This is a genomic window from Microcoleus sp. AT8-B5 (assembly GCF_036705565.1).
Classification (GTDB): domain Bacteria; phylum Cyanobacteriota; class Cyanobacteriia; order Cyanobacteriales; family Microcoleaceae; genus Microcoleus.
Map to the genome: position 1 here is coordinate 50,259 of NZ_JAUBUY010000004.1, position 22,399 is coordinate 72,657.

Annotated in this window: 15 protein-coding genes; 2 read left to right on the plus strand and 13 right to left on the minus strand. The window is 46.9% G+C overall.

Going from position 1 to position 22,399, the window contains the following annotated elements; genetic code table 11:
* Positions 1 to 40: 40 nt before the first annotated feature.
* The 9 genes from QUB39_RS04290 to treZ form a co-directional block, all read right to left on the minus strand.
* Positions 41 to 1,822, minus strand: a complete 1,782-nt coding sequence (locus tag QUB39_RS04290) for an efflux RND transporter periplasmic adaptor subunit (RefSeq protein ID WP_333485014.1) — start codon at positions 1,820 to 1,822, stop codon at positions 41 to 43.
* Positions 1,823 to 2,087: 265 nt separating this feature from the next.
* Positions 2,088 to 2,696 carry a PadR family transcriptional regulator gene (locus QUB39_RS04295; protein ID WP_333051502.1) on the minus strand — a complete coding sequence of 203 codons (609 nt, stop codon included), beginning with the start codon at positions 2,694 to 2,696 and terminating at the stop codon, positions 2,088 to 2,090.
* A 757-nt stretch (positions 2,697 to 3,453) separates the two neighbouring features.
* A complete protein-coding gene (locus QUB39_RS04300) occupies positions 3,454 to 3,966 on the minus strand; it encodes a DUF4112 domain-containing protein (RefSeq protein WP_333051500.1) in 513 nt (170 codons plus the stop codon).
* 325 nt (positions 3,967 to 4,291) lie between these two features.
* Positions 4,292 to 6,199, minus strand: a complete 1,908-nt coding sequence (gene dnaK / locus QUB39_RS04305; protein ID WP_333485015.1) for a molecular chaperone DnaK — start codon at positions 6,197 to 6,199, stop codon at positions 4,292 to 4,294.
* A 257-nt stretch (positions 6,200 to 6,456) separates the two neighbouring features.
* Entirely contained in the window at positions 6,457 to 6,609 is a 153-nt protein-coding gene (locus tag QUB39_RS04310) for a hypothetical protein (RefSeq protein WP_333051495.1), read from the minus strand.
* Between the two features lie 11 nt (positions 6,610 to 6,620).
* Positions 6,621 to 7,145 carry a GNAT family N-acetyltransferase gene (locus QUB39_RS04315; RefSeq protein ID WP_333051494.1) on the minus strand — a complete coding sequence of 175 codons (525 nt, stop codon included), beginning with the start codon at positions 7,143 to 7,145 and terminating at the stop codon, positions 6,621 to 6,623.
* Positions 7,146 to 7,162: 17 nt separating this feature from the next.
* The gene (locus QUB39_RS04320) at positions 7,163 to 7,396 is read right to left on the minus strand and encodes a hypothetical protein (RefSeq protein ID WP_333028250.1); all 234 of its coding nucleotides are present in this window, start codon (positions 7,394 to 7,396) and stop codon (positions 7,163 to 7,165) included.
* Between the two features lie 143 nt (positions 7,397 to 7,539).
* The gene (gene treY, locus QUB39_RS04325) at positions 7,540 to 10,335 is read right to left on the minus strand and encodes a malto-oligosyltrehalose synthase (protein WP_333209299.1); all 2,796 of its coding nucleotides are present in this window, start codon (positions 10,333 to 10,335) and stop codon (positions 7,540 to 7,542) included.
* 233 nt (positions 10,336 to 10,568) lie between these two features.
* Positions 10,569 to 12,392 (minus strand): malto-oligosyltrehalose trehalohydrolase, encoded by a 1,824-nt coding sequence (gene treZ, locus QUB39_RS04330; RefSeq protein WP_333051493.1) that lies wholly within the window; start codon positions 12,390 to 12,392, stop codon positions 10,569 to 10,571.
* 317 nt (positions 12,393 to 12,709) lie between these two features.
* Here treZ and QUB39_RS04335 point away from each other — a divergent pair, with 317 nt between their 5' ends.
* Both QUB39_RS04335 and QUB39_RS04340 read left to right on the plus strand, forming a co-directional pair.
* Positions 12,710 to 14,770: an amylo-alpha-1,6-glucosidase gene (locus QUB39_RS04335; protein ID WP_333209256.1), complete on the plus strand. Its 2,061-nt coding sequence runs from the start codon at positions 12,710 to 12,712 to the stop codon at positions 14,768 to 14,770.
* Positions 14,771 to 14,805: 35 nt separating this feature from the next.
* Positions 14,806 to 15,846, plus strand: coding sequence for a glucokinase (locus QUB39_RS04340; protein ID WP_333209254.1), 1,041 nt, complete (start codon positions 14,806 to 14,808; stop codon positions 15,844 to 15,846).
* 302 nt (positions 15,847 to 16,148) lie between these two features.
* Here the strand turns inward: QUB39_RS04340 and QUB39_RS04345 are convergent, their stop codons facing one another.
* The 4 genes from QUB39_RS04345 to QUB39_RS04360 all read right to left on the minus strand — a co-directional run bounded on the left by QUB39_RS04345 (position 16,149) and on the right by QUB39_RS04360 (position 22,238).
* Positions 16,149 to 16,610, minus strand: coding sequence for an EVE domain-containing protein (locus QUB39_RS04345; protein WP_333209251.1), 462 nt, complete (start codon positions 16,608 to 16,610; stop codon positions 16,149 to 16,151).
* Positions 16,607 to 18,967 (minus strand): FHA domain-containing protein, encoded by a 2,361-nt coding sequence (locus QUB39_RS04350; RefSeq protein WP_333209249.1) that lies wholly within the window; start codon positions 18,965 to 18,967, stop codon positions 16,607 to 16,609. The genes QUB39_RS04345 and QUB39_RS04350 overlap by 4 nt, the downstream gene beginning before the upstream one ends.
* A gap of 77 nt (positions 18,968 to 19,044) precedes the next feature.
* Positions 19,045 to 20,925, minus strand: a complete 1,881-nt coding sequence (locus QUB39_RS04355) for an ABC-ATPase domain-containing protein (protein ID WP_333209247.1) — start codon at positions 20,923 to 20,925, stop codon at positions 19,045 to 19,047.
* Between the two features lie 275 nt (positions 20,926 to 21,200).
* A complete protein-coding gene (locus tag QUB39_RS04360) occupies positions 21,201 to 22,238 on the minus strand; it encodes a M28 family peptidase (protein WP_333209245.1) in 1,038 nt (345 codons plus the stop codon).
* Positions 22,239 to 22,399 lie beyond the last annotated feature (161 nt).

Consider the following 22,399-nt stretch of genomic DNA (forward strand, 5'->3'; position numbering starts at 1 on the left):
TAATTTACCTATTAAGAGCGCTAAAGCGCAACAACCTACCTTATTTTTGGCTTGCTAATGGTAATTTTTCCCCTGCTCCTTTCCCTTCCTCTTGAGCCATAATGGGAGCGCCGTCTGTCAGGTTAAGAATGCCTGCGGTAACAATTTTTTCGCCGGCTTTCAAACCTTCGATAACTTGATAATTATTCCCCTGAATGGCTCCCAATTTCACGGGCTTTTGCCGCGCTACTAAAGGTGGCATTCCAGGTTTTGGCTGTTCCGGCTGTTGAGCTGTGAAGACAAAAGTTTCCCCCCCTAAACGAGTAACTGCTGTTACTGGAACTAAAATTCCGGGGTTCTGTTTCCAGATGACTTTAGCTTTTACAAACTGGAGATTAAGTAGTTCGCCGGTGGGGTTGGGAAAGGTGGCTTTAGCTAAAATTGTTTGGGAATTGGCGCTGACGTTGGGGGAGATAAAACTGATTTGACCGATCGCGATCGCCTTACCTTGAGCATCGAGCATTTGTACTGGCAACCCTAAGCGTAATTGAGGCATCCGTTCCAAAGGAATTGATAACCGCAAGTCTAGCAATTGGTTCTCTGTCAGGGTGGCGATAGCGTTGCCTTTTTGCAAGTAATCACCTACTTTCACTGGTATGTCGCCGATGACTCCTGCGAAGGGGGCGATGACCGCAGTTTCTTGTAGTTGTACTTCAAAGCCGCGCACTTGAGCCGCGGCCTGGGCAACTTGCGCTTCAGCTTGATCGAGCTGTTCTTGGCGGGTGCCGTTGGCTAACTGGGCTAATCTACTCTTGGCTTGTGCGACTTCTGCTTCGGATGCAGCTATTTCCTCTGGGCGCGAACCGTTTTGCAATTGTCGCAAAGCTTGCCGCTGCTGTTGCAAGGCTGCTGTGCGACGCTCGATCTCGGCTTGTCTGTTCTTTTGTCGCTGCTCAAACCGCCTTTGAGCTTCTCGGAGATTGGCTTTGGCGCTGCCTTCTTTTTGGGTGTATTGCTCAAGGGTGTTCGCGGATTCTGCACCTTCTTTTGCCAAGGCCTCATATCTGGCAAGTTGCTGGCTGGCTAACTTTGCTTCGGCTGTGCTTGCTTCTATTTGCGCTCTTGCTTGGGCGATTTCTTCTAAGAGGCTACCTGTTTGGGCGTCGGCGAGGTCGGCTTCAGCTTGGCTAACGCGGGCTTGGGCTTGACCAATTTCTTCTGGCCGAGAGCCCGATCGCAGTTGGGCGAGGTTGGCTTGGGCTTGGGCGACTTGGGCTTGAGCTTGGGCGATTTCTTCGGGCCTGGCTCCTGCTTGCAATTCGGCTAAGTGGGATTGAGCGCGGATCAGGTTGGCTTGGGATTGCCTCAAGTCCGCTTGGGCGCTGTCGCTTTTCATGCGGGCGATGGCTTGCCCTTGATTTATGAAGTCGCCGGCTTTGACAAAAATCTCCGTGACTAGCCCTTCTGCTTCGGGTTTGATTTGTACCGAACGCTTGGCTTCTAAGCTGCTAACAAATTCGGAAGCATCTTCGACTGAGCTGGTTTGTACGGCTGCGATCTTGACTGGTATGCCTGGGGGTTGGGCGGCGGCTGCCTGTTGCGGTGCGCGAGTCTGGCCTGATTGCCACGAGTACCAGCCGAAACCTGCTGCGCCTGTGGCGATCGCGAGCGCGGCAATTAGGGGCCAGCGCGATCGTGGTTTAGCAACAGGTTCCGGGCGATCGACAACGGCGGGAAAATCCTCTGGTAGATCGCTGTCTGCATCGGTTGGGTGCAGTTCGGGTGTGGCAGGTTTTTGCTCTTGGGTTTCAACGACGGATTCTGGGGATTTAGAATAACTCATGGGCAGCACCACTTAGATTTTTTTTAACTTCTGACTGAGACTTGGGCGAAATCTTTGATTCTCCGGCGTTCCCCTCCAACAAGGGGGAATAATGACAAGGGATTTTAAACAGGATGGAATCGGGAAAGTCTCTTTTTAATGGGGTTGGGGTATGTGCAGGGCTTTAGTCTCATCACAGTTAGCCAAGCCTGGGGGTGATTATTTTTAGGAAAGCTTCTTGTTATTTCTCAAAAGTTACGATGGCAGGAATGATTGCACATCCTTCTTACGAGTCACCTGAGTGGGTGAGTTGGAAGGATTTTCCCTTGGATTCAGCGGATTCAGCGGAGGTTGGGGAGTCACGCACTCGGGCGATCGCGCTTTTTTCCTTGGCTAGTTGCTCGGTTAACCACTCAATCTCTGAGGCCAGCACTGACTTGCAGCGATCGCGAGAAGCGAATTGATAGTCATCGGTTAGTGGATATTCGCTCTTGAGGCTTTCGATGTAGTCTTGTCGGGTGTAACAGGCTCGCAAGCGGTGTTCCAACAATTTCAGCCGTTCTGCGGGTTCTAAGTCGCCAAAAAAGAAAAACTTGATTTGGAACCGGGAACCACTGTTAACCCAGCTTTCTTGAGGGTGTTCGAGCATTTTTTGCCGCCACAGTTCGCGCCCTTTGGGGGTAATTCCGTAGATTTTGCGCGGACAGCCCGCATCTCCGGCTTCTTCGGCTATTACCGAAATCTCCCCTCGCTCTTCCAAGCGTTTCAGCAGCGGGTAAATCGCTCCATAGTTGACGCTGATGCAACTGCTCATAAACAGCTCCAGTTTTTGCTTTAGCCGATAGCCGTGCAGGGGTTGCAACTGTAGCAGCCCAAGGGCTGATAATTCAAGCATTTATATCAATTTGATATTATAGTCTGGATTATATCACTATATCGGACTCAAGGGCGATCGGGTCAATCGATTTTAGATTTTAGATTTTAGATTTTAGATTTTAGAGGCGACCCGACGGATAAATGCGGGGGACGCAAGGATTTTCGATTTTGGATTGATTTGCGCGAGATACATCACGTGGCGGGTACCACCTTTGAAATTCCTGGTCAATTCCTAGTTTCAAAGAAAATTGATTATTAAATATGTATTTAATAAATTTTGTCAATCCCCTTAAGATATATTTTTTAATATCCAGAGTGAATTCTCTTGTGGAACAGGCATCTTGCCTGTTGTTGAGAATGCTGCAATATCTCAGATTTCTGCCACATATCTCTTCTTGGTAAGAGGATCAGAACTTTTATTAGTAGGGGTTGGTTGAATTTTTAAACCCAGACACACTTTAGTATTTATTTATTGAACATTGATTGCAGTCACTGTTTTTTTGTAGCTAATACTCCTCTTATTATTAAGTATTGCTGCGAAAAAACAGTTTGTTTTTTTTCCAATCGCCCTGTTTGTAATCTACGGATATGTGAAATATTTGCTCTTTAGTAAGGCATCAAAAAAAGCAACGCACCCTATGGATAATTAAAGCCAGATGTTGTGTTTCGGTTCGCAATCATCCTCAAAAAGGAGTTTCAAGGAGAAGCTTCCCGATTATATGCTATCACTATGAATGACATAAAGAGAGGAATTTATCTGGAGCGTTAAACCCAATTTAACGCCCTGTAATTAATTGAAATAGCAACCCAAAAAGCATCACACTCAAGAAAATAACACCTCCGACAATTAAAATTAAACCCAATAACAGCGCCGCCACAAATAGCCAATCGGCTTTTTTGCCTTGTTCAGGGGAACCTAAATGAGCATCCAGCAATTCTATATTTTTGACATTAGCTTTCCAAGCAACATCTAACAAATCTCCGGCTACCGGTACAGTACCAGCAACTGTATCAAATACGATATTAGCTGCCATTTTTACTAAAGTCTCTTGAGGCACTCCCATTTGAGCGGATTTGAAGACAACATAGCCTGCAAAAATTGAACTGATTAAATCGCCGCCGCCCGGTATAAGTCCCAGTATCGGATCGAGTCCGATGCGGTATTTTGTGCCGGGAATCGGAATTGCATTGTCTAGTAAATGGCTGATGCGGCGGAGTCGGCGCAAGGATGCAACATGAGATTGGCTGGGAGTATTTGGGGAGGAATTTTGTATAGGAGAACGTGACATTTAATTGCTCTCGATTGCGATATTACTGCTATAGCAATCCTAAATAAGTTGTAAAAATATGTAGGGGTAGTGCTAAGAGTGCCTAGCCCAGCTAAGGCGGGGCAACCACGGGGGGTTTGCCCCTACAAGAATTACACAAATCATTTAGGATTGCTATAGTTTATGATATTTGTTGAAGCATATTCTAGTTTTGTCTCTATGCCTCAAGCAAGATTTTTAGTAATTTTAGTCGATCGACTTTGGTTTGTTTTTGCATGAACAGAAACCCGGTTTCTGTTCAAAACCGGGTTTCTTGCTTCTAGCTGGGGGCTTTTAATTTAGCCTGTTATTTGTTGCCTTCTGTGAAGTCGGCGTCAATCACGTCGTCGCCGCCGCCAGTGGGGCCGCCGTCTCCATAGCCGCCAGGGCCGCCAGGGCCATCAGTTGGGCCGCCTGCTTGCTGGTACAGGTTGCTGCTGACAGCGTAGAATGCTTGCTGCAACTCTGTTGTCAGTGTCTTGATGCGATCGTCATCTTCACTCTCGATCGCGGATCGCAAGTCTTTAAGCAACCCTTCAATCTTAGTTTTGTCATCAGCGGGAACTTTATCGCCCAATTCTGCCAACTGCTTCTCGATTTGATAGGCTTGAGAATCAGCTTGGTTTTTGCGATCGATCCTTTCGCGACGCTCTTTGTCAGCAGAAGCATTCGATTCGGCTTCCTTCACCATGCGCTCGACTTCATTGCTGGGCAAAGTAGAAGCACCAGTAATGCTAATCGATTGCTCCTTACCAGTACCTTTATCCTTAGCAGCTACATTCAAAATACCGTTAGCATCGATATCGAAAGTAACTTCAATTTGAGGTACGCCACGGGGGGCTGGTGGAACTCCATCTAAGCGGAAGGTTCCCAAATCCTTGTTATCATTCGCCATTTCCCGTTCGCCTTGCAAAACGTGAATTTCCACGTTTGTTTGGCCATCTACAGCAGTCGAGAAAGTTTCCGACTTCTTGGTAGGAATAGTGGTGTTGCGGGGAATGATTTTGGTCATCACGCCACCCAAGGTTTCGACGCCTAGAGACAGCGGAGTAACGTCGAGCAACAAGATGTCTTTGACTTCGCCGGAGAGTACGCCGGCTTGAATTGCTGCACCGACTGCGACCACTTCGTCCGGGTTTACGGTTTGGTTGGGGTCTTTGCCAAGGAGTTTTTTGACCAGTTCTTGCACCGCAGGAATGCGCGTAGAACCACCAACTAAGACGACTTCATTAATTGCAGATTTGTCTAATTTGGCGTCGCGGATCGCATTTTCTACGGGGATGCGGGAGCGATCGATCAAATCGGAACAGAGTTCTTCAAACTTGCCCCGCGTCAAAGTCGTGTCCAAGTGTTTTGGCCCGTCTTGAGTCGCGGTAATAAACGGCAGGTTGATTTCTGCTTGGGTAACGCTCGAAAGCTCAATCTTGGCTTTTTCGGCTGCTTCCGTCAGGCGTTGCAGGGCTTGTTTGTCTTTGCGGAGGTCAATTCCTTCGGCTCTTTGGAATTCATTAGCGATGAAATCAACAATTTTTTTGTCGAAGTCGTCACCGCCGAGGTGAGTGTCTCCAGAAGTTGCTAGCACTTCAAATACGCCGTCGCCTACTTCGAGAATAGATACGTCGAAAGTACCGCCACCTAAGTCAAATACGAGGATGGTTTCGTTGCTCTTTTTATCTAACCCGTAAGCTAAAGCTGCTGCTGTAGGTTCGTTAATAATCCGCAGCACTTCTATACCGGCAATTTTTCCTGCGTCTTTCGTAGCTTGGCGCTGGGAGTCGTTGAAGTAAGCGGGAACAGTAATTACCGCTTGGGTAACAGTTTCGCCGAGGTATTTGCTGGCGTCTTCTACGAGTTTCCGAAGAACTTGTGCAGAAATTTCTTCTGGGGCAAATTGCTTGCCGCGGGCGGGACAGTCTAGTTTGAGGCTGTTGCCGACTTTGAGAACTTTGTAGGAAACTTCAGTGGTTTCGTGGGTTACTTCATCAACCCTACGCCCGATAAACCGTTTTACTGAGTAAAAGGTGTTTTCGGCGTTCATCACGGCTTGACGCTTGGCGATTTGTCCGACAAGTTGATCCCCATTTTTAGCATATGCTACTACAGAAGGTGTGGTGCGACCCCCCTCGGCGTTGGCTATGACGGTGGGTTTGCCGCCTTCCATAACTGCGACGCAGGAGTTTGTCGTACCTAAGTCAATTCCAACTACTTTTCCCATAGGGGTGTTCCGGCTCCAATCTCTACAAAATTTTGGTGTTTTATCTGTGCGATAGTCTGGTTATTCAGGACTGCCATTTTACCTCGCGGTTTACGGGTAGTGAGTCCTGCTTTAATACAGTCTTCGATAGGGTGCTTATCTCTATACTGCGGGCGGTAGACCTTGCGATGAAGGGGTATTTACCGAACCTGTTGGGGGACGGTTGCATCCGTGAGGCTTGCACCGCTACAGTTGTTGACTGCTTTTCTTTACTCTTCCTAATGTACGGTGTGCGATCGATTCGGGTATTGTGGCAAACCGTATACGTTGTGTTGTATTTGCCGTCTTTGTTGTATAAATTTTGTTTGGTTGGTAGGGGCGATCGGTCGATCGGCTTCAAAATAAAAGTAAAATTTATCAGTTAGAGTCATGAGTTAGAGACCTACCCATTTGCTGCTTGTTTAATTGTACTCATCAGAATAAACAGTGAAAAAGGACTATCTTGGTACTCCAAGAAACCGCACCTTTTGTAAAATTCTTTAGCTTGTTCGTCAATAGCATCTACCCTGACAGCATAAATTCCCATATTTTGGGATAAATTCAGTGCATTCTCGAAGGCATGGCGCAGTAACCGCTTCCCCAAGCCTCTACCTTGCATTGATCGATCGACTGCAAGTTTCCCAACTAGCATAGCAGGAGGGGGATAGTTGGGGAGATTTTCTCGCAAGTTAGGTGGTAGCTGGGTACGATCGAGTAAATTAGCGCTGCCAGCATAATAGCCTGCTATTGTGTAGTTATCTTCACCTGCTAAAGCTACAAAAGTTCTAGCAGTACCGAGGCGATCGTTCTGCTTTGCATATCGTTTGAGATAAGCATCTAATTCTGTATTTCCCGAATTAAATGGGTCTTTTCTAAGACTGCTCGTGCTTCGGTTTATATCTTCTAGACGGCTAATAGTCCAATTCACTCGCTTTACTGTTTTGTTTAATAATCTGCAAATAATGCGAGCAATCCTTCAGACGGTGCTGGCGGGTTTTCCATGACTGAAAGTAAAAAGGCTCGATCGCGATCGGACAGTGCTGGAGGTGTATTATTGTAAGCTGCTGGGCCGTTGATAGTAGCATCTGCTTCGGCAATGAATTCGTCTAGGACAAATAGGTAAGCCCACCAAGAGAGTCTGGTTTCGGTACTGGTTTCGGTTTTGACGAGCGATCGCATTTTGCTATTCCTCCCGCTACTAAGATTGCTTTCCTGCTACTATTTTAACTCAAGAAGCCCAGCACATGGTATGGTGCGTCAGAGCCAAAAAACATTGTGAACTCCCAATAATCAATTCCTGACGCACCCTACAACTTTAGTTTCTATTTTTTACCGATCAGCAGAGCTGCCGGAAAGTAACTCAGAGCGTCACCAATTGCCAAAGTACCGTTACTTTCTACCGCCTGATTTGTAATTGCATCTTTCCAAACCGACGGCATTTCCTCGGATAATTTCAAATTAGTATCTTTCCAGACTTGTTTGCCGATCGGCATTTCTTCCGGTTTGACAATTCCCGTCAAAAACCGGGGAGCAATGACAATAACGGTAGTCTCTCCAAAGCTTCTGGCAAAGGCAACAACATTATCTTTAAACGTGCCAACTGCTTCCATGGGCAGATAATCGCCTGATTGAAAAACTTGCAAGTATTTTTTTCTCGCTTCTAGGGCTCTTGCCGTCAAAAACAACTTAATTCTCGCGTCTTCTCGCGTCGCAATCAAATCTTCAATTAGTTGCAAAATATCCGTCTGAGCTTGCTCTTTAATTTCCCGCAAAACCTCGATTCTGCGCTCAAAATCTACGGGACGGCGGTTATCGGGATCGACGTGGCTTAAATCCCAGAATTCCGTCCCTTGATAAATGTCGGGAACGCCCGGAGCCGTGATTTTCAGCAGCGTTTGAGATAAAGAATTGAAAATTCCGTAATTAGCTACTTTTTTCCAGAAAGGTGTAAATTTGTTGAGAAACTGATTTTGTTCCGAAGTTTCGAGAACGCTATCGACAAAGGTCATAAAACCAGCTTCGTAGTCGTTATCCGGTCTCAGCCAAGCCGTATAAACTTTGGCTTCGCGGACAGCTTTAATCACATAATCTTTCAGGCGATCGACATAATCAGTGTTTTCAATTCCCTCAAAGGGAAAACTGCCGAGCAGAGTTTGGTACAGGAAGTATTCGTCATTAGTATCTGGAACCATTCGATTCACAAAGTTGACTTTCTTAGAAGAGTTTACCTCTCTCCAAGACCTGACTTGCTGTTCCCATTCATCGGGAATTTCTGACAAAACGTTAAGTCTGGCTCGCACATCTTCGCCACGTTTGGTATCGTGGGTAGCTGTCGCATTCATTTTGTGTGGCCAAGCTGCTTGCTGCTGTTGGTTGAACTCGTGAAAATCTCCCAGCGACACGCCGAACTGACTGGGATTTCCTCCCACTTCGTTGAGGGATAAAAGCCGATAGTAGACGTATAAAAGCGTGTCTTCCACGCCTTTTGCCATTAATGGACCTGTCAACTGCTGGAGTTTCATTACAAAGTGCCGACGCTGCTCTTTTTGTTCGGGTGTTAGGGTTTCTTCTTCTTCCAGCAACAGCACCGTTTCGATAAATTTAAGTTCCTTGAGGAGTCTGGGTGCTTGTTCTTTGGCATGGGCGATCGCATATTTTACGTAAGTGCGATCGGACTCTCTCAAACCGTCTTGATTGATGTAAGTTCGGTAGACTGGAAAAATTGTCAAAACAGCCGCCAATGCTTTTTCCAAACCGGGACGAGTAAAGTCATTTCCCTGTCTCGATTGACCGGAAATATTCTTCAAAAGTTGAGCTAGATTGTCTACATCTCCCGCCAAATTTTTCTCAACAATCAGTCCTTTTTTATCTAAAAACAACTGTTCGTAGGGAACGGTCAAGCGAGTAAATCTCTGATATATTTCGGTAAATTGCTGCTCGCGATCGCACCGACAAAAAACGCCGTTTACGTAATTCAAAAAGTCGTAGCCGCTAGTTCCCTCAATCGGCCAATATGACGGCAAATCTTCTTCGTGTTCCAGAATCTTTTCAACAGTAATATAAGTGTCTCCGACTTTCTCTCGGAGGCGTTTCAAATATTCTGTGGGGTCGTACAGTCCATCGATGTGGTCGATTCTCAATCCAGTAAACTTTCCCTCATCAACCATGTCGAATATCAGAGCGTGGTTTTTATGAAAAACTTTAATCTCTTCAACTTTTACCGAAATAAGTTCGTTTACTGTAAAAAACCTTCGGTAATTAATTTCCTCTGCCCCCACTTTCCAGAAAGACAGACGGTAAAACTGCTCGGAAAGCAATTCGTCTAGCAAATTAAAGCTTTCGGAATTTCCCTTTTCTCCGTTAAAAACTTTGATATTTTCATCGATAAATTCCTGTACAAGGGGATTTTGATTGTAGAGTTCCCACAGCAGTCCTTTGACAAAAGCTATCTGATCGTATCGGGTTTTACCTTTAGTTTCTGAAGGTGTATTTTTAATTAAATAAAGAATTCCTAAAAACTTGATAAAATCTGGATGGCGTCTGCCTAATTCTCTAGCTAAATGCCCCAAGTTATGACTGATGAATTTAGCATAAGATTCAATTCTTACTGGCAATTGTAAGCTATAATAATTGATGGTTAGCCCAATTTCGCTGTATTTGAGTTGAATCTCGCCATTTTCCAGACACTCTCCATAAAAATTCCCCAGCAGCGGAGCCAGCACTCGACCCCTGAGATGTTCGTAAGCGTGATTCCATTCAATATCGAAGTAATCGAAATAGTCGGAATCTGGCCCGTGTTCCAATACGTCTAACAGCAGCAAATTTTGAGTGTCATAAGCCATGTGGTTCGGAACAATATCTTGCAGCCATCCCATGTTCCGTTTCTTGATTTCGTATGTGAGGGCTTCAAAATTTTCTGATGTTCCCAAATCGGGATTGAGCTGATTTGAGTCAACGACATCGTATCCGTGAGAGCTGCCTTTTCTGGCTTTAAATATTGGTGAAGCGTAAAGGTCGGTAATTCCTAAATCTTCCAGATAGCTAAGGATTTGTTTGGCGGCTTCAAAGTTAAAACCTCCATGAAATTGAATCCGATAAGTTGTTGTGGGAATTCTCATCATGTTAATTTTACTCCGGTTTTTTTAGGGTTTTCTCTTTTAATGTAGGAGGCAGAGCCTCCTCTACTGCATTCCCGGCCCGAGGCTGGGAATGAGAGAGGCTCTGCCTCCCGTTTCTTGTGGGACTAGATTCCGCGACAGAGGCTGAGAACTACATAGGTTCTGCCTCCTATTGCTTGTTCCTAGGCTCTGCCTGGGAACGCCTGTATTGGAGGCTCTGCCTCCCGTTTTAATTACTCTAATTCATAGAGTGCGAAACTCTGCGGTTTAACGGTCAATTTTTGCTCTGAAGTTATCTTTTCAGGCAAGCTAGAACCTGAACCCATCCATTTTTCATCAGCAGAGTCTAAAATTTTGTGACCGTTGCCTTGGGGCAGTGTAGCCGTAAAAGTGACATCTTGCGTGTTGAAGTTTAGAATGCAGAATATCTGGCTGTCATCTGTCCAGCGACGTAGAAATAAGATTTTTTCCGCTTCAATGCTGGACACTTCTAGACTGTTTTTGTCGAGTTTTTTAAGGGCTGGTATTGTCCGCCGCAGTTGAATCAGATGTTGGTGCCATTCCCAAAGGATTTTGTGTTTGCCTTCGGTTTGTTTTTCCCAGTTTAACTTACACTTATCGAAAGTCTCTGGACTCTGGGGGTCTTGAAACTCGCCTCGGCCTTCAAAGATTTTAAATTCTTGTTGTTTGTCTTTGCGGATAGCTTCAATTAAGTTTTCGTCCGAGTGGGAAACGAAGTAAAAAAACGGTGCTTCTTCTCCGTATTCTTCTCCCATAAAAAAGAAGGGAATGTAAGGAGAAATTAAGACAGTGCCTGCTGCGAGTTTCAATGCTTCAAAGTTAACTATTTTTGAGAGTCGGTCTCCCAAAATGCGGTTGCCGATTTGGTCGTGGGTTTGGGCAAACACCAGAAATTTATGACCCGGTTCATCCTTGACAGAATTGCCGTGTCTCCGCTTTCTGTGGGGGGCGTACTGGCCGGAGTAAACAAAGCTTTCTTTGAAGGCTTTTTCTAAGTGTTCGCATTTGCCGAAATCTTGGTAGTAGCGGTCGTCTTCTCCGGTGAGCAAGGCGTGCAGTGCGTGGTGGAAATCATCGCACCATTGGGCGTCTAGTCCGAAGCCACCGAGTTCTTTGGGACGTATAGTGCGGACATCATTTAAGTCACTTTCGGCTATTAAGTAAAGTTGCCGTCCTAGTTCGTTGGAAATATCTGCTGTGGCATCGGATAGTTCTTGTAAAAAAGGTCTTGCACCTACTTCAAATATTGCTTGAATTGCATCTAATCTCAGGGCATCGATGTGATAGTCTCGAAACCAGTAGAGGGCGTTTTCAATAAAGTAGTTACGCACGCCGTCGCTGTAGGCGTCGTCGAAGTTGAGGGGATCTCCCCAAATTGAGCCGTATTTGGATGTAAAGTAGGGGCCGAATTGACTGAGGTAGTTGCCTTCGGGGCCGAGGTGGTTGTAAACTACATCGAGAATTACTGAAATGCCGTGTTCGTGGCAGGCGTTGACGAGTGTTTTGAAGCCTTCGGGGCCGCCGTAGGAGTTTTGAACTGCGTAGGGATATACGCCGTCATATCCCCAGTTTCGCTCGCCGGGAAATTGGGCTACTGGCATGATTTCGATGGCGTTGATTCCCAAGTCTTTAAGTTGTTTTAGATGGGGAATTATTGCTTCAAATGTTCCGGCTTGGGTGAATGTGCCGACGTGCAGTTCGTAAATAATCATTTCGGCTAGCGGCACGCCTTGCCAATTTGTGTCAGTCCAAGTAAAAATATTTTGATCTATTACTTGCGACGGAGCGTGTACGCCTTGGGGTTGATATTTTGAGGCTGGGTCTGGTCGGTCGGTTTTTCCTTCGATTTGGTAAGTGTAAAGGGTTCCTGGTTCGATGTCTGTAGCTGTGGTTTGCCAATAACCTTCTGCTGATTGTTGCAGGGGTATCAGGCGTTTTTTTGGGGAAACAATTTGGACTGCGATTTGTTTGAGGGTGGGCGCCCAAACGGTAAATTCACATTGGTTATTGCCGAGGTAATTTGCTCCTATCTTCACTTTGAGCCGTTCTCCTTATAAAATAGGTTGGTAGTTCGATCGCCCGACGCGCTATCAAATGCTTTGCCCTTAACGTTGAGCGCCTGTTTAGACGGTAATATTACTTAATATAACAAACAACTAACTTTAGACAGAGGCATCAAAGGCTAAAATTGTATATGGGGCAAAAGTAGCGGTTAGTTATGTCTAAATTAGAGCATGAATCCGCACGGGGGCGATCGCCAAATTAACGGTCTGAAATCGTTAATATTTGTGGTTGATATTATGTCGAAAATCTACCTAAAGGTAGGTAAAAAATCAGCGCGAGTGTGGATTTTATGGTTATGGCTTTTGGACGGGAAATCTGCTGCAATCTTGACTCGGCGGAGTCTCGGGAGTGGTTGGTCACAAACGGGATCGGCGGTTACGCTAGCGGGACGATCGCAAATCTCCTCACCCGCCGCTATCACGGCTTGCTGGTAGCAGCCCTCAAACCCCCGCTGGGACGCACTTTGATGCTCGCCAAGCTGGACGAGACGGCGGTGTATCACGATCGCGCCTATCCGCTTTATACAAACCGCTGGGCCGACGCGACGATCGAACCCCACGGCTACAACTACATCGAAAGCTTTCACCTCGAAGGCACGACGCCTGTTTGGAGGTTTGCTCTCGGCGACGCTATCCTGGAAAAGCGGATTTGGATGCAGCAAGGTGCTAACACAACATATATTCAATACCGCCTGCACCGCGCCTCACAACCGATCGCCCTCGCTGTCAAAGCCCTAGTCAACTATCGCGACTACCACCACACAACGAGCGCCGGCGACTGGCAGATGAGCCTAGAAACCTTGGAACGCGGCGTTTGCGTGACGGCATTTCCCAAGGCTGCACCCCTGTACCTGCTGACAGATGCCACAGCAGAGGCCACATTTCGAGTCTCTGCGCCCTTATACAATTGGCATTACGGATTGGATCTAGCAGCCGAAAAGCGCCGCGGATTGGATTGCTGCGAGGATCACTTGCAGGCGGCGACTTTTCACATGACGATCGCACCGGGAAGTTCTCTCACATTGATAGCCAGCACCGAGAAAAATACCGAACTCAACGGCGGTACAGCTTTAGAAGTGCGCCGCACTTATGACCAACAACTCCTGCAAAACTGGTCAAAAGTGAGCGAATCTCCCGACTGGATCAATCACTTAGTGCTAGCCGCCGACCAATTTATCGTCAACCGCCCGCTAGCGGAGGAAACCGAAGGCAAAACGATCATCGCCGGATATCCCTGGTTCAGCGACTGGGGGCGCGACACGACGATCGCCCTGCCCGGTCTCACAATCTGTACCGGGCGATGGGAAATTGCGCGATCGATTTTGCGGACATTTGCGCGGTATGTCGATCGGGGGATGCTGCCGAACCGCTTCCCGGATGCGGGCGGCGCACCGGAATACAACACCGCAGACGCCACTCTGTGGTACTTTGAGGCAATTCGCGCTTATATCGATGCCACGGGGGACGACGAACTTTTGAGCGAACTCTGGCCTACTTTATGTGAGATTGTTGATTGGCACATACAGGGAACTCGGTATAATATCCGCGTCGATCCCGATGACGGTTTAATCTACGCGGGCGAAAAGGGTGTGCAACTGACTTGGATGGACGCGAAAATCGGCGATTGGGTGGTGACGCCCCGGATTGGTAAGCCGATCGAACTCAGCGCGCTTTGGTACAATGCTATACAAGCTATGGCAAGTTTTGCTCGAAAATTGGGCAAGCCTCACAATGAATACCAGCAATTGGGCGATCGAACGGCCGCCGGATTCCCTCGCTTCTGGAACGCCTCAACCGGTTACTGTTACGACGTTCTCGACGGCCCAGACGGACACGATGCCTCGCTGCGGCCCAACCAAATATTCGCCGTTTCCCTGCCCCTAGACTCGATTCCTCCTCACTCCGCCAACTCCTTGTCAGCGGGGATGCGCCAGGAAACGCGGTATACACCGTTACTGACGCCCATCCAGCAGCGCGGCGTGGTGGACGGCTGCGCTCAACAGTTGCTCACTTCTGTCGGCCTCCGCAGCCTCTCGCCACAGCACCCCCAGTATCGCGGCGCATACGAAGGCGACCAATTGCAGCGCGACAGCGCCTACCACCAAGGCACAGTTTGGGGCTGGCTGATTGGCCCGTTTGTCTTGGCGCACTTGCACGTATACAAAGACCCAGCACAAGCTCGCGATTTTCTCGAATCAATGGCACATCATATAAGGGGCGGCGGAGTTGGCAGTCTGAGCGAAATTTTTGAGGGCGACGCCCCCCACTCGCCGCGGGGCTGCACGGCTCAAGCTTGGACTGTGGCTGAGGTGCTGCGGGCTTGGTTGGCAATTAATACTGTGGGTGTTTAAATGGGGAATGTTATCTTTGGTGAAAAAAGAGATTTATGGCATTATTATTAGCGGGCGATATTGGCGGAACTAAGACAATTTTGCGCTTAGTGGAAAGGACTGTTAACGGTGAAATGAACGCTCTTTACGAGTTTCGCTATCCGAGCGGGGAGTTTCCCGATTTAGTACCAATGGTGCAGCAGTTTTTGACGGAAGCTGCTACGAAATTGGATTTTGCGCCATTGCCTGAAAAAGCTTGTTTTGCGATCGCAGGCCCGGTGGTTAACAATACTGCAAAACTGACTAATTTGCCTTGGAGGCTGGATGCGAAGCGTCTGGAACAAGAATTAGGAATATCCCGCGTCAGTTTAATTAATGATTTTGTTGCGGTTGGCTACGGCGTGTGGGGTTTGGATGCTAAAGATTTGCACATTTTGCAAGTCGGAAAACCCCGCCAATACGATCCAATTGCTGTGATTGGTGCGGGTACTGGTTTGGGAAATTGTTTTGGAATTCCAGAGGCAAATGGCATCCGGGTATTTTCTTCGGAAGGGGGGCACGGTGACTTTGCTCCTCGTTCGGAGTTGGAGTTTGAATTGCTGAAATATTTGTTAGCAAAACACGACATTCAAAGAATATCGATCGAGCGTGTGGTTTCGGGACAAGGGATTGTTTCAATTTACCAGTTTTTGCGGGACAGAAAGTTTGCTCCTGAATCGCCGGAGGTAGGGGAAGTTATCAAAAAATGGGAGTCAGAAATCGGGAAAACTGAAAAGACTGTCGATCCGGGGGCGACAATTGCACAGGCGGCCCTCAAAAAGTGCGATCGGCTTTCGGAACAAACAATGCAAATGTTTGTAGAAGCCTACGGTGCGGTGGCGGGAAATATGGCTGTATCACTTTTACCTTACGGCGGTTTGTACATAGCAGGTGGCATTGCTGCTAAAATTTTGCCACTGATTCAAGAAGGCGGTTTTATGCGGGCTTTTACCCACAAAGGGCGGATGGATTCGCTATTAGAAATGATACCGGTTCGATTGGTTTTGAATCCCAATGTAGGGTTAATTGGAGCCGCAGTTTGTGCTGCCGGTCTTTAGGGGATTTCAAATATTTGGGGCGGGCTCTTCGGCCCACCCCACAAGCAATTTGTGGCACAGGCATCTTGCCTGTAGTATTAATTCCGGTTGCACTCAGACATGATAGGCAAGACGGACACGGCAATGCCGTTTCCCTACCCCAAAATAATCACGAGCACGACCTGAGAGATGTAACCATCGCCAGATTAATTGTAGGGATACGGCACTGCCGTGTCCTGACTGTGGGTAATATCAAATCTGTTGGCATCAGAATTATTCATCTCTCTTTTTTCTGACTCTGTGTTCTCTGCGTTCTCTGCGGTTTAATCATTAGATTCTCTCATCTTCAAAATCTTCTGTGCCGCACTTTCAGATACCGGCATCACCGATAACCGATTGCCTTTTCTCACCACCAAAATCTCATCAGCGCTAAACTTTTGTTTCAGTTCATCCAAAGATATTAACTTAGCAAACTCCTCAACAAACTCCACTTTCACAGTTTGCCAGCGAGGAGCACTTAACTGCGATTTAGCATCATAATATTCGCTCTTCATATCGAACTGAGTAGGGTCAGCAATCCCAGTTTCAACGACGCGCACTAACCCGACAATACCGGGAAATTTAGTATTAGAATGGTAAAAAAATACTAAGTCTCCCCGACTCATTTCTCGCATAAAATTGCGCGCTTGATAGTTGCGAACGCCATCCCAAATGGAAGTGCGATCGCCCTTCAAGTCCGCAATACTGTAAACATCCGGTTCCGACTTCATCAGCCAATAATTCATAAAATATCCTTCCGCTTCTGCAACCACAGAGTCAACATCAAATAAACGCAAATATGCACGCACAAAATAGCCCAGTTCAAACCCAAATTTTCCCAAGTTGGATCGTAAACAGGAGTAGGCTCAAACGGCTGAGGAAGCGTACTCCCATCCGGTAATGTAGTAGGTGCGGGAACCATCCCATTCACATTAACTAAAGAGCCGTAAGCACCCACAGACCAGCGGCTTAACATCAGCCAAGAAAACTTGCTCGCCGCACCTTCCATCTTAAACAAAACTCCCGAAAAAATAATCTGAGGCAGCAATAATAGAGGCAAAGCGCTATTAGCTTGAGAGCTATTTTTAACAATCGCGGAAACGACTAATCCAAGGCTTATGCAGCTCATTAAAGTTAGGAATGTGGTAATACTTGCCCCCACCGGCCAGGAAATAAAACTCGGTTCGGGGGATTTAAAAGCAATCAGAATAACTCCTACCATTAACAGTGTTTGCAATACGGCTAAACCAGAAAGTATAAAAATTTTTGAACCTAAATAAGCAAACAATCCTAAATTGACCAAACGTTCGCGCAGATAAATAGCAGATTCTTTAACAATTTCTTGCAGAGAAGTTGCCAGCCCTACCCAAATCGCCGCGCAGGTAAATACAAATAGAACTCTGAGCGCTAAAGGTGCTAAAGTTGCCTCCGGTGCGCCAATTAATGGGTCTTTATCTCTGACGGCTAGCCGCAGCAAACTAATGCCGATCGGAGCCGTTAAAAGAGCTAAACTCAAGTTAACTAAGTCGCGGGAAACGAGTTGAAAATAGCGCTGGGAAAGCAAAACGAGTTGTTTTACAAAAGATTGAGATTTTGGTACAGAAGGTGCAGAAGGTATTTTTGCATTAGCCTTGCCTGTGCTGAAGTGATTGACAATATAGCGCTGATAGTAGGGAGATTTATTAAACTTTTCTGCCCAGCTTTGAACGTTGATTTCTCCTGTTTCTAATTCGTTGTAAATGTCGGCAAAATCGCTTGTTTTGATATCGAAAAAATCGAGCGCTTCCCTAGGCGGGCCGAAGTAACAAAGGCGACCGCCGCGACCCAAAAACACAATCCGATCGCACATCGTGATATTTGCCGTCGCGTGAGTCACCAGAATCACCGTCCGGCCTTGATTTGCCAACTTTCGCAGCAGTTGCATCATCTTCTTATCCAAACCCGGATCGAGTCCTGAAGTCGGTTCGTCTAAAAAGAAAAGTTTCGGGTCTGCTAACAGTTCAACTCCGATACTGACTCGCTTTCGCTGTCCGCCGCTAAGCTGTTTTACCAAAGCCTTGCGGCGGTGAGTCATTTCAATATCTTCTAAAGTTTTTGCGACTACCTGATTGACATCTGTATCCGGAGGTAAGCGCAATTTAGCTGCATAACTCAAGACTTCTTCTACTGTCAAATCTGCGTGTACAATATCATCTTGAGGCACATAACCGATTTGATTGCGGTAAATATTGAAGTTTTGGCGCAGGTTGTCACCGTTGAGAAACACAGCGCCGTTAGTAGTTTTTTCGATGCCTAAAAGCGTCCGCATTAAAGTAGATTTACCCGCACCGCTACCGCCGACTAAAGCCACAAACTGCCCCGGTTCGATCGCCAAAGTGATGTTATCCAAACGCTTCGGAATCACCAGACTGTCAGCATCCAAACGAATTTGATGGCCCGAGTCTTGCATCTCCAACTCACCGCTGCGGTAAGTTAGAGTAAACGGGCCGATCCGAATTGCATCTCCCTCGGACAACTGTACAGAATTTGTCACTCGCTGACCATTAACAAAAACCCCGTTAACGCTGTGGTCTCGCAAAATATAATTACCGCGACTGTCTTGGTCGATTGTGGCGTGGCGTCGAGAAACCAGCGGCGCATCTAATTGCAGCGAAGCGTTTGGATCGCGACCCAACAAAACCGACCGATTCTTAAGAGGAATTGACTGCTTGCTAGGGACAGCAACCTGATTCGCCAGCGGATTAAAATAACTCAGCAAAACTTGATTTTGAGGATCGAGACCGATTTTAAGTTCTGTGCCGTTTTTCAGACAATAGCCGTCATTGGGAGTGATGCGAGTGCGATCGACAAATAAGCCATTAGTGCTCGGCCGCTGGCCGTCACCGTCGTAAATCCAGTAATTATCCCCAATTTGGCGCAAAACAGCGTGAACGCCGGAAACTGCGCGCCAAGCTTCGGGAATGGCTAAATCAGCACGAGTGCGATCGCGCCCCAATACGTGCTGCTGCTGTTTTAACTCTAACTGTAAAACCTCCCCTTGATTGCTTAATACTAAATAAGGTCGATCGCTTAAAGCAGTCAGTTGTCCTATATTGCCTGTCATACTTCAATCGCGGTTTTTGCACTCACTTTGGTCAGCATATCAAAAGTAGGACAACAATACACTTATATTAAGAAAATCTACTTAGCAACAACCGACAAACTACGAAGCCGATTAATTGCCGCCGCCAATTCAAAGCGTCGAAACATGGCAAAATCCCCTTCAGGAAAAGGCGATAAAATATCCATCCCGCGCGCGTCAATATCTGCCATCACCAAATCGATAATTTCCGACAAAGTGCGTTTTCCGTCCATGTATTGCTGCTTAGCATAAACCATTGCCGCAGCGATCGCCCTTAACTGTCCGCTGTCCACAATTTGCTCAACAGCACCCAAATCAATCTCCTCAGTTCCGAAAGCCAATTCATCAACATCTCGCACCTTCACCCGCACATCTCGCCGTCCCCGACTCGGATCTAAACTAGCAGGAATCGGCACTCTTTGAGTAATCTTACCAAAATTTTCTCCCCCTTCAGCAGCACGGCTAATCGAGTATTTTTTAGCAATATCTTTAGCTTTTCCCGTCACATTATATGCTTGAAAATTATCTAGTGCAATCACAGTATCTGCCACATCAAAATAATCGCCGCTTCCCCCCATTACTAAAATAGTCGATACGCCGCCATCTGCGTACAACTGTTTAACTTTATCAATAAACGGCGTAATCGGTTCCTTATCCTTAGCGATGAGTTCCTGCATTCTGCGATCGCGAATCATAAAATTAGTCGCCGCCGTATCCTCATCCACCAATAAAACAGGCACTAAATCCTCTTCATAAATTAATCCGTGTATCCGTGTCAAAATCCGTGTCGTGCCTTCCTTCTTCCTTCTCCCCACTTCCAAAGCCTCAATAATATTAGCAGCTTGCGACGTGCTACCGCTCGCATTCTCAGTATAAAATTGTGCAGTATCTCTACCTTGTGGCAAGTGGTTAATAAAAGGCGAAATATCAACTCCCGCAACACTTCTCCCATCTTCCGCTCTAATTTTAACCGCCGCCGGATTAGTCACCACAAATTCCCTACCATCTCCGGGAATTCGGTTGTAAACCCCCAACTCGATCGCCCTGAGTAAAGTTGATTTGCCGTGATAGCCGCCCCCAACAATCAAAGTAATGCCAGCGGGAATACCCATACCGGAAATCAAACCGCGATTCGGACAATTAAACTCAACTTTTAACGACGGCGGCGACTGAAAAGCCACAGCATTATTTAACAAAGGACTGTTGTCAACACCGCTGCGGCGGGGTAAAATAGAACCGTCAGCAACAAACGCAACTAATCTTTTTTCAGCTAACTGTTCCCGCAGCCAGTCAGCATCTTCTACAGTTTCAACGTGACGGCGACATTCCGCAGGATTTAAATTAGCATACTTCAGAGATTTACTGACTATTTGAGGAATATCTTCGCAGAGCATTTCAGCAGCTTGTCGCCCTAAAATACTCCGCCCGCCCGCTGGAAGTCCGACGGCAAATCGCAGTTCTACCCCCCCTAATTCCCCCCCTTGGTAAGGGGGGGATATAGAGATTTTTGCCCCCCCTTGATAAGGGGGGGATATAGAGATTTTTGCCCCCCCTTGATAAGGGGGGGTTGGGGGGGTAATAAATGCGGAAGTTCGCTCTAAAACTTCTTGTCCGAACCGAGTCACTGCAATCATACCGCTTTTGCCAGTGCCGCGTTTGCTGCTGATGCTGTGTGCTGCTTTGTCAAACTGGCGAGTTAGGTAATCTCGCAAGGCTATTTCTCGACTGCGAGAGTTGAAAAGTTCGCGGGGAATTTGAGCAATGTTGGGGGGAACTATGACTCTAAATTTACTGGGAGAAGCAAAGGGATCTCCCTGCACGTAATCAATTATTAATGTGAATTCTGAAAATTCGTAACTACCTTGAATGTCTTTGTATGCTTTGTAGCCTCGATTGTCTAGTTGCAGTAAATGCCGTTGCAGGCTTTCTTTGTTAGTCATTTTTTATTACTTATTTTTTATTTACCTAGTTCCTAGGCTCTGCCTAGGATCGCGAATTAAATAACTTGCAATTTTAATTGTTATTGTGGGATGGGCGTCCCACCCATCCAAAAAGGACGGGCGGGACGCCCATCCCACAAACTTGTGGAAGTTATTTAATTCTCATTCTTTATGAACCGATTTCACTCTTGCTCTGCCTCGCTTGCTTGGCGTGGGAAAATAGGAGGCAGAGCCTCCAGATATGCGTTACCAGGCAGAGCCTAATAACGAGTAGATTACCGAATTTCCAATAATTTAGCGGTGGCATTAACAACAATTTGAGCAGAACCGGCGAAAAAAGGTCGATCGATAGTTGCTAATGTATCGCTAGATTGGTGATAGTGAGGCGATCGCAAATTTGCAGTATCCGTCACCAACACAGCACCAATTCCTTTATACCAGAAAGGCGCGTGGTCACTGCGTAAAACATCGGGAGTCAGCAACCCTTTCAGGGGAACCGGCAGCGCCACCACCGGAGGCAAATCGGCTTTTCGCGACTCCGCAAAACTTTTCAATAGCTGCGGATGTTCCGCATCCCCAACCACAGCGATAAACTCGCCTTTGTCGGGAGATGTCACCCCCGCAGCTTCTAGAAAAGGTTGCGCTGTCAATCCTTCGGGATATTGCTGGCATCCGGGCGTGCGGCACGCATAACCTAGCATATCTAGGACGATCGCACCCTGCAAATTTTTTAACCGCGCGTCGCTACCTGTAAATGCTAAACTGCCTAAAAGTCCGAGTTCTTCCCTGTCGAAAAATGCTACTTGCAATGTCCGAGGCGTGGGGCGAGAACCCAGCAATCTTGCTACTTCTAAAACTACTGCAACTCCCGTCGCATTGTCGTCAGCGCCGGGGGAGTTTGGTACAGTATCGTAGTGTGCTGCCACTAAAATTGCACCGGCGTTTGAGTCAGTGCCTTTTCTCTCAGCAAAGACGTTAATTCCGCGATCGAACGGCTGCAACTCTGCGGAAAATCCTAATGTTTTTAGTTGTTGGGAAATGTAGTCTCTAGTAAAAGAGCGATCTCGTTCTCCATCGCGTTCTCCTGCTAAACTATCGACGTGTTTCCACAACCGAGACGGGTCAATTTGGGGCTGAAAAAAACTATTTTTTTCAGCAGGAAGCGGTAAGGGAGACGGTTTTTGGGAAGTGTGGATATTGCGATCGATCCCAACTTCGGGTACAGCCGACAACCGCTGCCACGAGTCAGAACCCCAACCCGCAGCCGTCACCGCAACCACAATAAATAGCGCTATCCAAATCAATTGTTTCATTAGTAAGTCTATTTGAAATTTTAGACAGAGCTTACGCACTCCTCACTCCCATAAACCGGGTTTTTTAGCGGAAGCGAGGGCAGCCACAAAGTCTTTTCGTAAAACCCGGTTGATGCGTTCATAACAGTTATATTTTAGATTTTAGGTTCACACCAGAGTTA

What these genes read in the sequence shown, in the direction of transcription:
- QUB39_RS04290 (WP_333485014.1), bottom strand. Translation starts at nt 1,822, where the DNA reads ATGAGTTATTCTAAATCCCCAGAATCCGTCGTTGAAACCCAAGAGCAA.
- QUB39_RS04295 (WP_333051502.1), bottom strand. Translation starts at nt 2,696, where the DNA reads ATGCTTGAATTATCAGCCCTTGGGCTGCTACAGTTGCAACCCCTGCAC.
- QUB39_RS04300 (WP_333051500.1), bottom strand. Translation starts at nt 3,966, where the DNA reads ATGTCACGTTCTCCTATACAAAATTCCTCCCCAAATACTCCCAGCCAA.
- dnaK (WP_333485015.1), bottom strand. Translation starts at nt 6,199, where the DNA reads ATGGGAAAAGTAGTTGGAATTGACTTAGGTACGACAAACTCCTGCGTC.
- QUB39_RS04310 (WP_333051495.1), bottom strand. Translation starts at nt 6,609, where the DNA reads ATGACTCTAACTGATAAATTTTACTTTTATTTTGAAGCCGATCGACCG.
- QUB39_RS04320 (WP_333028250.1), bottom strand. Translation starts at nt 7,396, where the DNA reads ATGCGATCGCTCGTCAAAACCGAAACCAGTACCGAAACCAGACTCTCT.
- treY (WP_333209299.1), bottom strand. Translation starts at nt 10,335, where the DNA reads ATGAGAATTCCCACAACAACTTATCGGATTCAATTTCATGGAGGTTTT.
- QUB39_RS04335 (WP_333209256.1), top strand. Translation starts at nt 12,710, where the DNA reads ATGGTTATGGCTTTTGGACGGGAAATCTGCTGCAATCTTGACTCGGCG.
- QUB39_RS04340 (WP_333209254.1), top strand. Translation starts at nt 14,806, where the DNA reads ATGGCATTATTATTAGCGGGCGATATTGGCGGAACTAAGACAATTTTG.
- QUB39_RS04345 (WP_333209251.1), bottom strand. Translation starts at nt 16,610, where the DNA reads ATGAATTATTGGCTGATGAAGTCGGAACCGGATGTTTACAGTATTGCG.
- QUB39_RS04350 (WP_333209249.1), bottom strand. Translation starts at nt 18,967, where the DNA reads ATGACAGGCAATATAGGACAACTGACTGCTTTAAGCGATCGACCTTAT.
- QUB39_RS04355 (WP_333209247.1), bottom strand. Translation starts at nt 20,925, where the DNA reads ATGACTAACAAAGAAAGCCTGCAACGGCATTTACTGCAACTAGACAAT.
- QUB39_RS04360 (WP_333209245.1), bottom strand. Translation starts at nt 22,238, where the DNA reads ATGAAACAATTGATTTGGATAGCGCTATTTATTGTGGTTGCGGTGACG.